General features: G+C 64.3%; 12 protein-coding genes. 5 read left to right on the top strand and 7 right to left on the bottom strand.

All coding sequences use genetic code 11. From position 1 onward, the window contains the following. The 6 genes from KW821_RS13850 to phnW all read right to left on the bottom strand — a co-directional run. Window positions 1-191 (bottom strand): PAAR domain-containing protein (locus KW821_RS13850; RefSeq protein WP_218291853.1); only part of this gene is annotated, 191 nt, incomplete at its 3' end. A 186-nt stretch (window positions 192-377) separates the two neighbouring features. Beyond that, entirely contained in the window at window positions 378-896 is a 519-nt protein-coding gene (hcp1, locus tag KW821_RS13845) for a type VI secretion system effector Hcp1 (RefSeq protein ID WP_010634822.1), read from the bottom strand. 232 nt (window positions 897-1,128) lie between these two features. Beyond that, a complete protein-coding gene (locus KW821_RS13840; protein WP_042654113.1) occupies window positions 1,129-1,893 on the bottom strand; it encodes a LuxR family transcriptional regulator in 765 nt (254 codons plus the stop codon). 465 nt (window positions 1,894-2,358) lie between these two features. Next, the gene (gene phnX, locus KW821_RS13835) at window positions 2,359-3,201 is read right to left on the bottom strand and encodes a phosphonoacetaldehyde hydrolase (protein WP_218291852.1); all 843 of its coding nucleotides are present in this window, start codon (window positions 3,199-3,201) and stop codon (window positions 2,359-2,361) included. Further along, on the bottom strand, window positions 3,176-4,591 hold the full coding sequence (locus tag KW821_RS13830) for an aspartate aminotransferase family protein (protein WP_218291851.1): 1,416 nt from the start codon (window positions 4,589-4,591) through the stop codon (window positions 3,176-3,178). The genes phnX and KW821_RS13830 overlap by 26 nt, the downstream gene beginning before the upstream one ends. After that, on the bottom strand, window positions 4,588-5,730 hold the full coding sequence (phnW, locus tag KW821_RS13825; protein WP_218291850.1) for a 2-aminoethylphosphonate--pyruvate transaminase: 1,143 nt from the start codon (window positions 5,728-5,730) through the stop codon (window positions 4,588-4,590). Before phnW ends, KW821_RS13830 begins: the two co-directional genes overlap by 4 nt. A 188-nt stretch (window positions 5,731-5,918) precedes the next feature. Here phnW and phnR point away from each other — a divergent pair, with 188 nt between their 5' ends. The 5 genes from phnR to KW821_RS13800 all read left to right on the top strand — a co-directional run bounded on the left by phnR (window position 5,919) and on the right by KW821_RS13800 (window position 12,146). Next, window positions 5,919-6,626, top strand: a complete 708-nt coding sequence (gene phnR / locus KW821_RS13820) for a phosphonate utilization transcriptional regulator PhnR (protein WP_218291849.1) — start codon at window positions 5,919-5,921, stop codon at window positions 6,624-6,626. A gap of 100 nt (window positions 6,627-6,726) precedes the next feature. Next, window positions 6,727-7,746 (top strand): putative 2-aminoethylphosphonate ABC transporter substrate-binding protein, encoded by a 1,020-nt coding sequence (locus tag KW821_RS13815; protein WP_218291848.1) that lies wholly within the window; start codon window positions 6,727-6,729, stop codon window positions 7,744-7,746. Window positions 7,747-7,924: 178 nt separating this feature from the next. Next, entirely contained in the window at window positions 7,925-8,989 is a 1,065-nt protein-coding gene (locus KW821_RS13810) for a putative 2-aminoethylphosphonate ABC transporter ATP-binding protein (RefSeq protein WP_218291847.1), read from the top strand. Further along, on the top strand, window positions 8,986-10,716 hold the full coding sequence (locus tag KW821_RS13805) for a putative 2-aminoethylphosphonate ABC transporter permease subunit (RefSeq protein WP_218291846.1): 1,731 nt from the start codon (window positions 8,986-8,988) through the stop codon (window positions 10,714-10,716). Before KW821_RS13810 ends, KW821_RS13805 begins: the two co-directional genes overlap by 4 nt. 20 nt (window positions 10,717-10,736) lie before the next feature. Further along, window positions 10,737-12,146, top strand: a complete 1,410-nt coding sequence (locus KW821_RS13800; protein ID WP_218291845.1) for an FAD-dependent oxidoreductase — start codon at window positions 10,737-10,739, stop codon at window positions 12,144-12,146. A gap of 125 nt (window positions 12,147-12,271) precedes the next feature. On the opposite strand, the gene KW821_RS13795 is transcribed toward KW821_RS13800, so the two are convergent. Beyond that, a complete protein-coding gene (locus KW821_RS13795) occupies window positions 12,272-13,312 on the bottom strand; it encodes an alpha/beta hydrolase (RefSeq protein ID WP_218291844.1) in 1,041 nt (346 codons plus the stop codon). Window positions 13,313-13,330: the final 18 nt, after the last annotated feature.

The following is a 13,330-nucleotide window of genomic DNA, read 5'->3' as shown; positions in this document are numbered from 1 at the left end:
CCAACGCCACCCGAGATGCTGCGCGGATGGGGAGGATTGTTGGGTTTGTCGTGGGGCGCCAGCGGGTCACCCTGACGGGCCACCGGCTTACCGTCGAGGAAGACATTCGGGCTCGCGGCAATCACCGAAGAGGGGTGAAACCCCTCGTGGTCGGTGCCGATGTCACCGAGCAATGCAATAGTGGGACACATCACGACTGACCTCTGTTGTGCTTTGCAATAAGACCGATGCCAGCGGTCATATGGCAAAATACAAAAGCTCCAGCCAAATCCCTGAGACAGGCTGGAGAAAGCTTGCACAGGCCTGACCATCGCTGACACTGCGACGGCCAGGCCCAAAAATGCACTACAAGGAAGGACCTGCTACAAAATCGAGGATCAAGCCTCGATCGGGGCACGCCAGTCATCGGCACCCGAGGTACCTGCAACGGTATGTTCCCAATCGATCTTGCGGTAGGCCAGGGAGACCTGGATCAGCTGGGTGAAGTCAGACTTCGCCGGATCCTGGCAGTGGGGCATCTGGCAGTCGATGTCGACGATGGTGGCATCGGTCAGCACGGTAGAGAAGAAGTGCTCCTGCTTGCCTTCGACCGAGGTGCGGTACCACTTCAGGGTCACTTTCGGCAACATCTCGCCGGAGGCCAGGGAGTTGTACATCAGCGGCACGGCCTTGTTCAGCGCGACGGTGAATTTGAACGGCTTGTGGACACGCTGGCCAGCCGGCTGACCGGATTGTGGATCGGTCGGTACGGTAACGACGTGCTGGAACTCTTGCACCAGCATCTCGTCTTCATGGCCCTGCACGAAGATGTTGCCGACGGAGTCGGAGGTGAAGGCACCGGCGGTGATGTTGCCCTGGGTTTTACCTTCGATGCTGATATAACATGGAGTTGGCATGAGTATGCTCCTGATTGGTTGAACGGTAATGACACTCGACCTAACCATTAGCAGCGACCATGCCACTCCATTTAATTCAATTATTTCAATGTGTTATAAAAACAGCACCTCAAACGCCCAGCCTCGCGGCGCAACAAGTTGTGGTTTTCCATTCTTTAAACCACCACCCGTTGCCTGACCAGTGCAATATCTTGTACATCGCGCAAACAGTTGCGCCATGCAGACTAAATCACTACCGCTCATCCACATTGGCGACCGAGGCCAGCTCGACATTTAGCCTGACGACCCCCTGCTTGAGCGCCCAGGAAATCGCCTGACACTTGCTGCTTGCCCCCAGCTTGGCGACCACATTGTTCAGATGGAATGTCACAGTGCGCGGGGTAATGCCGAGTATCTGCGCTATGTCACTGCTCTGTTTGCCCTCGGCCGCCCAGCGGCACACCTCCAGCTCACGCAGGCTCAGGGCATCATGGGGAGACAAGCCCACCAGACACACCCGCGCCACGGCTTCGAAGATATGCATGGAGAGCCAGGTCAGCGCCGGCACGGCGGCCAGCCACTGCTGCTCGGTACGGGGTTCACGGGTGATCAGGGAGAGCAGGCCGACATGGCCGTTTGCACCATGCCAGGGGAAGGTGATGCCGTCGCGTAGCCCTGCCTCCTGTGCCAGCCTCATGACCGCCAGGCTCTGCTCATCACAGGCCCCTTCCTCCATGAGATCCGCCCACAGGATGGGGGTGCTCTGCACCATGCCGCGTAGCACGACCGGATCTATCGCAAAAAAATTTGCCTTGGTATAGGCCTCCACCCAGGCAGGCGGGCAGCCGTTGAAGATGGTGACATCCGGTCGCTGTATGGTATTGGGAAAAATAAGGGCCAGTCGGAAATGATCAAACCCCATTTGTACCGTCAATTGGCGCAACAGCGCCACTATGGTGCGTTCATCGCCGGCTTGATCGAACCGGGAGATGAAATCTAATGCGTCAGATGTATCCATGTCATGATGCTGCTTTCAAACGGTAGCCATATTGTTCAGCATGAACCCCAATGGGTGCTGAATCACATGTTAATAACGTGAAACATGTGTGCTACAAAAACGAAAAAAACCAGGTGCTTGAGTCACTTGGATTGTAGGGATAGGTGGAGGGTACCACCGGTGGTCAGATCTGACAGATTCCATAAAATTTCAGAAAAATTAATTTTTACAATATATTGTATGGATGTTTATATTTAATTCACACCAAATGAACTTAAAAACCACGAAAACATCACTACATTAAACCTGCATCACCTTATCCATGGTCCCCCGAGCGGTGCAATCACCCTCGCTGAGGGAGGGCCACGTGGCTTGGCAGGGTCTGTCTGGCCTAGAGTCAGACAAATAATGAAGCAAGGCGCCCGGGTGGGCGCCTTGCTTCATTATCACTCGGCGCAACGAGTTCATCGCGCCCTCATGGTCGTGTCAGGCGGGGCACTCCCCCCTCGCCAGACGGCGGTTGATATCGGCAATCACCGGCTCGATATCGGCCAGGGTGGCTATCACATAGTGGGCGCCCGCCTGCCGCAGCTTGGCCTCGGCCGGGGTGCGTCGCGCGGTGATCTCGTCGTCACTCATGGCCGAAAACTCCTCCCAGGTGGCGCCAAATTCGTTGCCGGAGACGGCCAGCCCCACGGTCCACATGCCGGCGTTCAGCCCCTCGGCAATACCGGGCACCGCATCGTCCACCTTGATGGCGCGATGCACGGCATCGATCCCCAGTTCAATCACGTTGGCCAGCGCCATCCAGGGGCCGGGACGACCGCCGGCCTTGAGATCGTCGGTGGCCACCCAGTGATCCGGGCGATAGCCGTGCTCAGCCGCCGCCGGCACCAGGGCCTCCATCACAGGGCGGGGATAGCCTGAGCAGGAGCCGATGCGCAGCCCCTGTTCGCGCAGGCGCGCCAGCACCGGCAAGACGCCGGGGATGGGGGCGGCAAAGCGGGCCACGGCGGCGATCTGCAGCGGCATGAAGGTGTGGTAGAGGTGATCCACCTCCTCCCGACTCATGGGATGGCCGAAGCGGGCCTGCCAGCGGGCATCCACCGAGGGCAGGCGACCCAGGGTGGCGATGTGATCCCACTTGCCAAGGCCCATGGGCTGGCGCGCCTCGTCCAGGGTGACGGGGAAGTCGTAGGACCGGGCGAAGGCCTCCACGAAGATGGAGGTCGGTGCGAAGGAGCCGAAATCGACCACGGTGCCGGCCCAGTCGAGGATCAGCGCTTGTACATCAGACTCTGGTTTAACAGACAGTTGTTTGGCAGACATGGGGGGTTTCCTGTTCCAGTGAGGCTTCGACCTGGCCGAGCGCCAGATCGAGAATGACGATGGCGTGCGCGAGTTCGGCACGACTGACCGTGAGTGGGGGAGAGAGTTGGATGACATTGCCCTGGGATACCTTGAAACTCAGGCCGAGTGCCAAGCAGCGGTAGAGCACCTGCTCCGCCGCCTGGCTGGCCCGGGTCCGGCTCTGGTGATCTTCCACCAGATCCAGCGCCCACAGCAGGCCGGTTCCCCGTACCTGGCCGATCAGCGGATGGCGGTCGATCAGTGCCGTCAACTCTCGCTCCATAAAGAGCGCATCCTCCCGCACCTTGGCCAGCAGCCCCTCCTCCCGGATCACCGCTATGGTGGCGAGCGCCGCCGCGCAGCCGATGGGGCTCTTCTCGTGGGTGTAGTGGCCGAGGGAGATGGCGGCCGCCTGATTGAAGCGATCCCGGGTGATGAGGGCGGCAAACGGCACCACGCCGCCCCCCAAGCCCTTGCCGAGGCAAATGATGTCGGGCTCGATGCCGAACTGTTCGAAGCTGAACCAGTGGCCGGTGCGACCGAGGGCGTTGGGGATCTCGTCGACGATCAGCAGCACCTTGTGGCGATCGCAGATCTCGCGGATCCGCTGCCAATAGGCCCGCGACGGCACCTGCACGTCGGTGTTGCGGATGGGCTCGGCGATGAAGGCGCCTATCCCCCCCTCCTTCTCGATCACGTACTCGAGGTAGTCGGCGTAGTGCAGATCCTCCCCCTCGCCGCGATACCAGACGCCGCGATAGCGGGTGGGGGGTGGAATCCGCTCGACCCCGGCCATCAGCGGCCCCATCCCCGCCCGGAAGCAGGCCTCGCCGCCGACCGAGATGGCGTCGAGGGAGGCGCCGTGAAAGGCATCCCACAGTGACACCACCTTGCTGTTGCCGGTGATGAAGCGGGCGAGCTTGAGGGCTATCCCCACCACCTCGCTGCCACCTGGGGCGAACAGCACCCGGTTGAGATCCCCCGGCGCCAGCTCCGCCAGGGTGCGGGCGCACTCGATGGCGACCGGGTGGGTGTAGCGGCGCGGGGCAAAGGGCAGATCCGCCAGCTGCTGCTGCACCCGGGCCACCACACTAGGGTGACCATGACCGAGCTGATGGACGCTGTTGCCATGAAAGTCGAGGTACTGCTTGCCGGAGACGCTGGTCAACACAGTCCCCTGCGCCCCCGCCAGCAGATCCAGGCAGGGGGTGGAGAGCGCCTGATGCAGAAAATAGCGGCCATCCTCGGCCAGCCCTTCCCGTACCGGCTCGCTTTGCGCCGCCCACCAGCGCTGGCGCGCCTCCCCCAGGTTGATGTCCCCTTCGGTATCGGCGAGGCCGCCGCCGGGCAGGCTGGCATGGCTGCTCATAGCACACCCTCCTGCCAGTAGCAGGCTTCGGCCATGACGGCCAGCAGTTCGCGCACCCGGACCGGGCTCACATCGCCGATGTTGCCGATGCGGAAACAGTCTGCCTGGGAGACCTTGCCCGGGTAGATGACGAAGCCCTGGCCCTTGAGGCGCTGATAAAAATCGGCGAAGCGGTAGTCGGGATGGGTCGGCGAATGGAAGGCGGTGATGATGGGGGATTGCCAGGGCGCGGGCAGCAGGGGCTCAAATCCCAGGGCCGCCATGCCGGCGACCAGGGTGCGCTGGTTCTCCTGATAGCGCCGATGGCGGGCGGCGATCCCCCCCTCCTGCTCCAGCTCCCGCAACGCCTGGGCGAAGGCCAGCACTGTGTGGGTCGGCGAGGTGAAGCGCCACTTGCCCCCCTGCTGCTCCATGGTCTGCCACTGGGCGTGCAGATCGAGGGAGACGGAGCGGGCCCGTCCGGCGCAGGCCGCCAGCGCGGCGCGGCGGGCGATGACGAAGCCAAAGCCCGGCACCCCCTGGATGCACTTGTTGGCGGAGCTGATGAGAAACTCGATGCCGAGGCGGCCCAGATCGATGGGGATGCCGCCAAAGCTGCTCATGGCATCGACGATGAGGCGAATGCCACGGCGCCGGCACAGCGCCGCCACCTCCTCCAGCGGGTTGAGCATGCCGGTGGTGGTCTCGCAGTGCACCATGGCCAGGTGGGTGATCTCCGGGTGCCGGCCGAGCAGAGACTCGATGGCCGCGACCTCGGGCCGCGCCGTCTCGCCGCAATCGAGCTCGAGGTGACGCAGGCCGAGGCAGCGCGCCATCTCCCCCATGCGGGCGCCGTAGGCGCCGTTATTGACGATCAGCAGGCCATCATCGGCCCCCAGCGCCGAGCCCAGCACGCTCTCCACCACATAGCTGCCACTGCCCTGCAGCAGCACGGCGCCGTAGTCGGCCGCCTGTTCCGGGGTGGTCGCCAGTCGCACCAGCTCGCGGCGGATGGGCTCCACCACCCCCAGGTTGTAGTCCGCATCCCAGGTGCAGCTGTCTTGCAGCATGGCGGCGCGCACCGTGGGGGTGGTCGAGAGGGGGCCCGGGGTCAACAGCAGGTAATCGACGGCAGCGGGGGCTGCAGGAATGTGGGTCATGGCTCGCTCCATTTGGTATATACCAGATTGAGCATATTCTGGATAACTCCCCCTCCCAGGTCAAAGGGGTGCCCTATCGTGCAACAAAAAATTCATTTTCGGCGCCCTCATCGCGATAATCTAGTCATCCCGAGCGGAGTGACCAGAACTGGTCTCTACCAAGCACTTTGACACCGACAAGGATCACCATGAGCAAACCGCAGTACCTGCAGATCAAGGATGCCCTCGCCACACAGATCCAGGCAGGAGGCTTGCAGGCCAACGACAAGCTCCCCTCCGAACGGCTGCTGGGGGAACTCTATGGCACCACCCGGGTCACCATTCGCGAGGCCCTGGTGCAACTGGAGGCCAACGGCCTCATCTATCGGGAGGATCGGCGGGGCTGGTTCGTCACCCCGCCGCGCTTTCGCCTCAACCCCAGACGCACCTCCAACTTCCACCAGATAGTGCGCGAACAGGGCGGTGAGCCACGCACCGAGCTGCTGGAGAAGAGCCGCCAGGCGGTGCCGCCGGCCCTGCTGAGCCGGCTCCAGCTCAGGCCCTTTGACAGCCTCTTCCTGCTCAAGCGGCTGCGTTATGCCAACGGGCGCGCCATCTGTTACTGCGAGAACCACTGCCTGCCGGAGCGGGTGCCCGGCCTGCTCGAGCTGGACTTGGCCGGCAGCCTGACCGAGCTCTACCAGGTGCATTACGGCCTGCACTACGCCCGCATGCAGGTGCGCTTCTTCCCCACCGCCCTGCCCGACGAGGTGGCCAAAGCGCTGGGTGCCACCGCCGGCTTGCCCGCCCTGCGCCTGGAGCGACTCAACTTCGATCAGCACGGGCGGGTGCTCGACTTCGATCTGGAATACTGGCGCCACGACAGCCTGGAGATCGATGTCGACACCCTGGATTGAGCTCATCAAAACGTCACACGGCCGTCACCTGAGCGTCATAAAGATTGCCTAGCCTCTGCTTCGACCAATCTGGTTTATACCAACTTTGATGGAGAAGAGGATGAAACAGGGAACCCCCTTGCTGGCGAGCGCGCTGCTGGCCGCCATGACAGCCCCGGTGATGGCCGCGACCGATCTCACCGTCTACACCGCCTTCGAGCCGGAGCAGCTCAGTGAGCTGAAGACCGCCTTCGAGCGCCAGCACCCCGACATCAACATCAAGTGGGTACGGGACTCCACCGGCGTGGTCACGGCCCGGCTGCTGGCCGAGAAGGCCCAGCCCAAGGCCGACGTGGTCTGGGGCCTGGCGGCCACCAGTCTGATGCAGCTCGATCAGCAGCAGATGCTGGCGGGTTACGCCCCCAAGGGGCTGGACAAACTCGACAGCCGCTTCCGCGATCCCAGGGCCGAGCCGCACTGGATTGGGCTGGATGCCTTCTTCAGCGCCATCTGCTTCAACAAGGTCGAGGCCGAGAAGCAGGGGATCCCGGCCCCCCGGAGCTGGGCCGATCTGACCAAGCCCATCTACAAGGGCAAGGTGATCATGCCCAACCCCAGCTCCTCCGGCACCGGCTTCCTGAGCGTGGCGGGCTGGCTGCAGACCATGGGTGAGCAGCAGGGCTGGCAGTTCATGAGCGGCTTGCACCAGAACATCGATCGCTACACCCATTCCGGCTCGGCCCCCTGCAAGCTGGCGGCCAGCGGCGAGACGGTGGTCGGCATCTCGTTCGACTTCCCGGCCACCAGCCTCAAGAGCAAGGGCGCCCCCATCGAGGTGCTGTTCCCGAGCGAAGGCTCCGGCTGGGACATGGAGGCCGCGGCCATCATCAAGGGCACCGCCAGGCTGGAAGCCGCCAGACAGTTGCTCGACTTCGCCGCCACCGAGCAGGCCAACAGCCTCTACAACCAGTCCTTCGCCGTGGTGGCCATCCCCCAGGTGGCCAAGCCCAGGGCCGGCTACCCGGCCGACATCAACGGCCAGATGATCAAGAATGACTTCGCCTGGGCTGCCCGGGAGCGCAACGCCATCCTGACCCAGTGGACCGCCAGCTTCGACGGCAAGTCGGAGGCCAAGCAGTAAGGGTGAGGCATCCCCTCGCCGTGACCCCGCACACAAGGCCGGCCTCCGCCGGCCTTGTTCTTTGCTAGCCCCCCTGTGCGGGAGTCACCCGCCATCACCGCCCTGTCATCTTTCCGTCATCCCTCGGTCACACTTCAAACTCAAACTGGTATATACCAAACCAGCAGTGAGTCTGATCATGACCCGGCCCTATCTGGACATCAAACACCTCAACAAGCACTTCGGGGCCTTCCAGGCCCTCAAGGATATCTCCCTCGCCATCGAGCAGGGGGAGTTCGTCTGCTTCCTCGGCCCTTCCGGCTGCGGCAAGACCACCCTGCTGCGGGCGATCGCCGGGCTGGATCTGCCGGGCAGTGGCGAGATCTGGCAGGGGGGTCGCGACATCTCCCTGCTGCCGCCCCAGCAGCGGGATTTCGGCATAGTGTTCCAGTCCTATGCCCTGTTCCCCAACCTGACGGTGGCGGACAACATCGCCTTCGGCCTGCAGAATCAGCGGCTCGACAAGGCGCGGATCAGGGAGACGGTCCAACACTGGCTGGAACTGGTCGGCCTCGGCGCCCAGTCCCACAAATACCCGAGCCAGATCTCCGGCGGCCAGCAGCAGAGGGTCGCCCTGGCCAGGGCGCTGGCGCTCTCCCCCGGCCTGCTGCTGCTCGATGAGCCCCTGAGTGCGCTCGATGCCCAGGTGCGCACCCACCTGCGCAGCGAGATCCGCGCCCTGCAGCAACGCCTCGGCATCACCACCATCATGGTGACCCACGATCAGGAGGAGGCGCTGACCATGGCGGATCGCATAGTGGTGATGGAGGGGGGCACCATAGTGCAGATAGGCACGCCAAGGCAGATCTACCACCAGCCGGCGAGCCGCTTCGTGGCCAGCTTCGTCGGCAGCATGAACTTCCTCGATGCCCTGGTGCTGAGCCCGCAGCAGGTGCGACTCAACGAGCAGCCGCTCACCCTGGCGAACCGGGCGGCCGCCGGCAGCAAGCTGCAGCTCGCCATCCGGCCCGAGGCCATCAGCCTGGCGCCCCCGGCGCGGCAAGGGCTGCAGGCCGAGATAGCGCAGGTGGAGTTTCTCGGCGCCGCCCAGCGGCTGATCTGCGTGGCACAAACCTATCTGGGCCCCCAGCGGGTGCTGGTGCAAGGCCCCAACGATGGGGGCAGCGACTGGCGCAGTGGCATGGCCTGCACCCTGCACTGGCCCGCCGACGCCATGCAGCTGTTTGAGGAGGCCGCCCCATGACAGCCCCCCTGCACGCCCCCCTCCTCGCTCCCCGCCCCGTCCATCCCTGGTGGCGACGCGCCCTCGCCGGCGGGAGCCGCGATCGGGCCATCCAGCTGGCGCTGCTGTTGCTGGGCATAGCCCTGCTGGTCGGCGGCCTGCTGCTGCCCCTGCTCGCCATGCTGCAAAAGAGCCTGCAGGACATGGACGGCAACTGGGTGGGGCTCGCGAACTTTCGGGACTACTTCCTCTCCCCCAACCTGAGCCGCACCATAGGCAACACCCTCTGGCTCGGCCTGCTCATCACTACGCTGGTGGTCTGCATCGCCTTCGGCTATGCCTATGCCCTCACCCGTACCTGCATGCCCGGCAAGTCCCTGTTTAAGTTGATCGGCCTCATCCCGCTGCTGATGCCCTCCCTGTTGCCCGCCATCAGCCTGGTCTACTGGTTCGGCAACCAGGGCGTCGCCAAGGGACTGCTGGGGGGCGAGAGCATCTATGGCCCCATCGGCATCGTCATCGGCCTCGGCTTCTGGTGCTTCCCCCATGCCCTGATGATCCTGGTCACGGCGCTGGGTCACAGCGATGCCCGCCTCTACGAGGCCGCCAGGGTGCTGGGCAGCCCCGCCTGGCGCACCTTCCTCACCGTCACCCTGCCGACCGCCCGCTACGGCCTGCTGAGCGCAGCCATCGCCGTGTTCACCCTGACCATCTGCGACTTCGGGGTGGCCAAGGTGATCGGCGGCCAGTACAGCGTGCTGGCCACCGACATCTATCGCCAGGTGATCGGCATGCAGAACTTCTCCCTGGGGGCGGTCGCCAGCGTGACCCTGCTGCTGCCGGCGCTGCTCAGCTTTGCGCTGGAGCACAGGGTGCGCAGCAAGATGCAGGAGCAGAGCAACAGCAAGGCCGTGCCCTATAGCCCCACGCCCCATCGGCTGCGGGATCTGCTGGCACTGCTCTGGTGCGGCCTCTGGGCCCTGCTGTTCCTGGCCCTGGTGGGGATGGCCATCTACGGCTCCCTGGTGCAGTTCTGGCCCTACAACCTGACACTGACGCTGGAGCACTACGCCTTCGACAGCAACAGCGTCTACGGCTGGCAGCCCTTCCTCAACACCCTCAAGCTCGGTGCCCTCACCGCCATCACCGGCACCCTGCTCATCATGGTGCTGGCCTGGGCGCAGGAGAAGGGACGCCACTTCGCCCCGCTGCGCCAGCTGATGCACCTGCTCGCCATGCTCTCCCTGGCCGTGCCCGGCATGGTGCTCGGGCTGGGTTACATCTTCTTCTTCAACCGGGCCGACAGCCTGCTGGGCGGCCTGTATGGCACCCTGCCCTTGATGGTGCTCTCCTGCATCATCCACTACTACACCGTGGGTCACATGACGGCGCTGACCAGCCTAAAGCAGTTGCCAAAGGAGCTGGAGCTGGTCGCCATCTCACTGCGCATCCCGCTGCTCAAGGCCTTCTGGCGCGTCACCCTGCCCGCCAGCCTGCCCGCCCTGCTGGAGATCTTCATCTACCTGTTCGTCAACGCCATGACCACCACCTCGGCGGTGATCTTCCTCTACTCCAGCGACAGCGTGCTGGCCTCCATCGCAGTGCTCAACATGGAAGACTCGGGCGATACGGCCGCCGCCGCCGCCATGGCCACCCTGATCCTGCTGGCCGCCGCCGGCATCAAGCTGCTGCAGCTCTACCTCAGTCGCACCCTGCTGGAGCGCACCCAGCGCTGGCGCCACCCATGAGCAACCACCAAGGAGAATCCATGAGCCAACCCCACCCCTTCTGGCTGGCCGAGGCCCTCGCCGCCGAAGCCCCTCCCGAGCCCACCCCGCTGCGGGGCCAGTTGCAGGCCGACGTCTGCATCGTCGGCGGCGGCTTCACCGGGCTCTGGTGCGCCATCCACCTCAAACAGGCGGAGCCCGGTCTGCGCATCCTGGTGCTGGAGAAGGGGCTGTGCGGCAGCGGCGCCTCCGGTCGCAACGGCGGCTGCCTGCTCACCTGGTCGGCCAAGTACCCCAGCCTGCGCCAGCGTTTTGGCGAGCAGCAGGCCGCCTGGCTGGTGCGTACCTCGGAACAGGCGGTGCACGAGATAGCCCATTTCTGCGCGGCGCACGGTATCGAGGCCCAGTTGCGGGTGGAGGGTAGCTGCTACACCGCCACCAGCGAGGCCCAGCGCGGCGGTATGACGCCCATCATGAGCCAGCTGGAGCAGGCCGGGCTGAACCAGTGGCGGCCGATAGCGGAGCAGGATCTGGCCGGGCAATGCGGCTCATCGGCTCACCTGGAGGGAGTGTTCAGCCCCCACGGGGGCTCGGTGCAGCCCGCCCTGCTGGTGCGGGGGCTGCTGCGGGTCGCCCGGAAACTGGGGGTGGAGGTGTATGAAAATAGCCCCATGCTGCGCCTGGAGGCGGGGCAGCCGGCCCGCATCCTGACCCCGCAGGGGAAAGTACAGGCCGGGCGGGTGGTGCTGGCCCTCAACGGCGCCATGGTGGATCACTTCGCCGAGTTTCGCCGCAGTATAGTGCTGGTCTCCTCGGACATGGTGATCACGGAGCCGGCGCCGGAGCAGCTTACCCGCCAAGGGATGGATCACGGTCGCAGCGTGGTGGATGGGCGCACCTTCGTCTATTACCATCGCTCGACCCCGGATGGCCGCCTCATGCTCGGCAAGGGGGGCAACCGCTTCGCCTTCGCCAACCGCTACCTGGCCGACTTCGATCGGCCGAGCCGCTATCTGGCCCCGCTGACCCTGGCGCTGCACCGCTTCTTCCCCGCGCTGGCACAGGTGCCCATCGCCGCCAGCTGGTGCGGCGCCTCGGATCGCTCGGTGGATGGGCTGCCCTTCTTCGGCCACTGGCGCCACTCCGCCAACATCGTCTACGGCCTCGGTTATTCGGGCAACGGCGTGGCCCAGAGCTGGATCGGCGGCCGCATCCTGGCGGCCCTGGTCAGGGAAGATAAACGGGAAGAGGATGCCCCCTGGCGCCACTGCGCCCTGGTCGGCGGCCCGCGCGGCTACTTCCCGCCGGAACCCATCCGCTGGCTGGGGGCCATGCTGGTGCGCAACGCCATCCGGCGCAAGGAGCGGGCGGAAGATGAGGGACGGGCAGTGCGCTGGCTCGACAAGCGGCTGGCCAGCCTGGCCGATGCCGCCGGCAAGGCGGATAAATAGGCATTATCCCCCTAACCAGCCGGTATCAGGCGCAGTTCATCCGAAGCATGGAGCGGGGACTGGCCACCCCGACAGTCCGAGGTTGGCAAATGGCGGCGCCTGTCAGGGCAGGCCCCTCATCTTCATCATTGCCCGTAGTAGTGGTCAAGCAGGGCGCTGGCCTCCGCCGGGGAGATCTGCATCTGGGGCCAGCGGGTGGCCTTGTCCCTGATATCCAACAAGTTCTCCTGCTCAGGGCGAAGCTGGCTGCCGAGCTGCCGGTTCAGGGCCTCGTAACGGGCTATGACCGCCTGCCGGCTGAAGGCACCCGGCGTCAGATCCAACCGGTAGCCTCGAAACAACCACTGCAGCCCCTGATAGACCGCCAGGTGATAAACCGAATGATGATCTTCCTCCTCGTAGTATCGGCTGGTGACGTTCAGGTTTTCGGCGGGCTGCGCCGCCACGCGCCGGGCAAACTGCCGCAGGTGGTCCCGGTGAAACTCGGAGCGACCGAATCCCGGCGTGAACGGGTTGTTGGCCACCGCGATAAACAGCGATGAAGCGTGCTTGAGCGGATGGGTCAGGGCCCGCTCGATGCGCTGGTAATTGTGCGGATAGTCGAACCACAGGCTGGCATCCAGGGCGATGTATCCCTGAAACAGGCCGCTGTCGTTTGCCACCGTATCCAGGGCCAGCAAGCCGCCAAGGGAGTGGCCCACCAGCAGGGCCGGCGAGCGGGTACGATATTGGCGCTCGATGACAGGACGCAGCTCCCGAGTCAGGTATTGCATAAACGCCGGGCCGCCACCCGTCTTGGCATAACCGGCCCCCGCTGGCTCGCCATTGGGCAGCACCATGGTATGGCTCGGCGTGTAATCCCGCATCCTGTCCGTGTTGTGAACGGCCACTATGATGAGAGACGGGATCGCCGGATTCAGTCCGGCACGCAGCGCCTGGGTGATGCCCGCGACCTGCAACAGAAATTTCTCTCCATCGAGCAGATAGAGCACGGGAAAGCGCTGCTGCGGCTGCCGTTCATAGTCCTCTGGCAGATAGACGCTGTATTGCCGCGCCTCATTGAGCAGGGTCGAGTGATGAGTAAAGCGCTGGGCATAGTGGAGCATGTCTGCCTGGGCAGAAGAGAGACTGAGCATAGTGAGTAGCAGGGTGATGAGTGGTTTCATTGAGTCATACCAGAGTTG

Source organism: Aeromonas sp. sif2416 (genome assembly GCF_019218665.1).
Lineage (GTDB): Bacteria > Pseudomonadota > Gammaproteobacteria > Enterobacterales > Aeromonadaceae > Aeromonas > Aeromonas encheleia.
Note: the sequence above shows the minus strand (reverse complement) of the source record. Positions and strands in the feature narration are given on the sequence as shown.

Excerpts from the sequence above, each read along its gene's own strand:
- KW821_RS13800 (WP_218291845.1), top strand. The coding sequence starts at position 10,737 with ATGAGCCAACCCCACCCCTTCTGGCTGGCCGAGGCCCTCGCCGCCGAA.
- phnX (WP_218291852.1), bottom strand. The coding sequence starts at position 3,201 with ATGTCTGCCAAACAACTGTCTGTTAAACCAGAGTCTGATGTACAAGCG.
- KW821_RS13810 (WP_218291847.1), top strand. The coding sequence starts at position 7,925 with ATGACCCGGCCCTATCTGGACATCAAACACCTCAACAAGCACTTCGGG.
- KW821_RS13830 (WP_218291851.1), bottom strand. The coding sequence starts at position 4,591 with ATGAGCAGCCATGCCAGCCTGCCCGGCGGCGGCCTCGCCGATACCGAA.
- KW821_RS13795 (WP_218291844.1), bottom strand. The coding sequence starts at position 13,312 with ATGAAACCACTCATCACCCTGCTACTCACTATGCTCAGTCTCTCTTCT.
- hcp1 (WP_010634822.1), bottom strand. The coding sequence starts at position 896 with ATGCCAACTCCATGTTATATCAGCATCGAAGGTAAAACCCAGGGCAAC.
- phnW (WP_218291850.1), bottom strand. The coding sequence starts at position 5,730 with ATGACCCACATTCCTGCAGCCCCCGCTGCCGTCGATTACCTGCTGTTG.
- phnR (WP_218291849.1), top strand. The coding sequence starts at position 5,919 with ATGAGCAAACCGCAGTACCTGCAGATCAAGGATGCCCTCGCCACACAG.
- KW821_RS13840 (WP_042654113.1), bottom strand. The coding sequence starts at position 1,893 with ATGGATACATCTGACGCATTAGATTTCATCTCCCGGTTCGATCAAGCC.
- KW821_RS13815 (WP_218291848.1), top strand. The coding sequence starts at position 6,727 with ATGAAACAGGGAACCCCCTTGCTGGCGAGCGCGCTGCTGGCCGCCATG.
- KW821_RS13805 (WP_218291846.1), top strand. The coding sequence starts at position 8,986 with ATGACAGCCCCCCTGCACGCCCCCCTCCTCGCTCCCCGCCCCGTCCAT.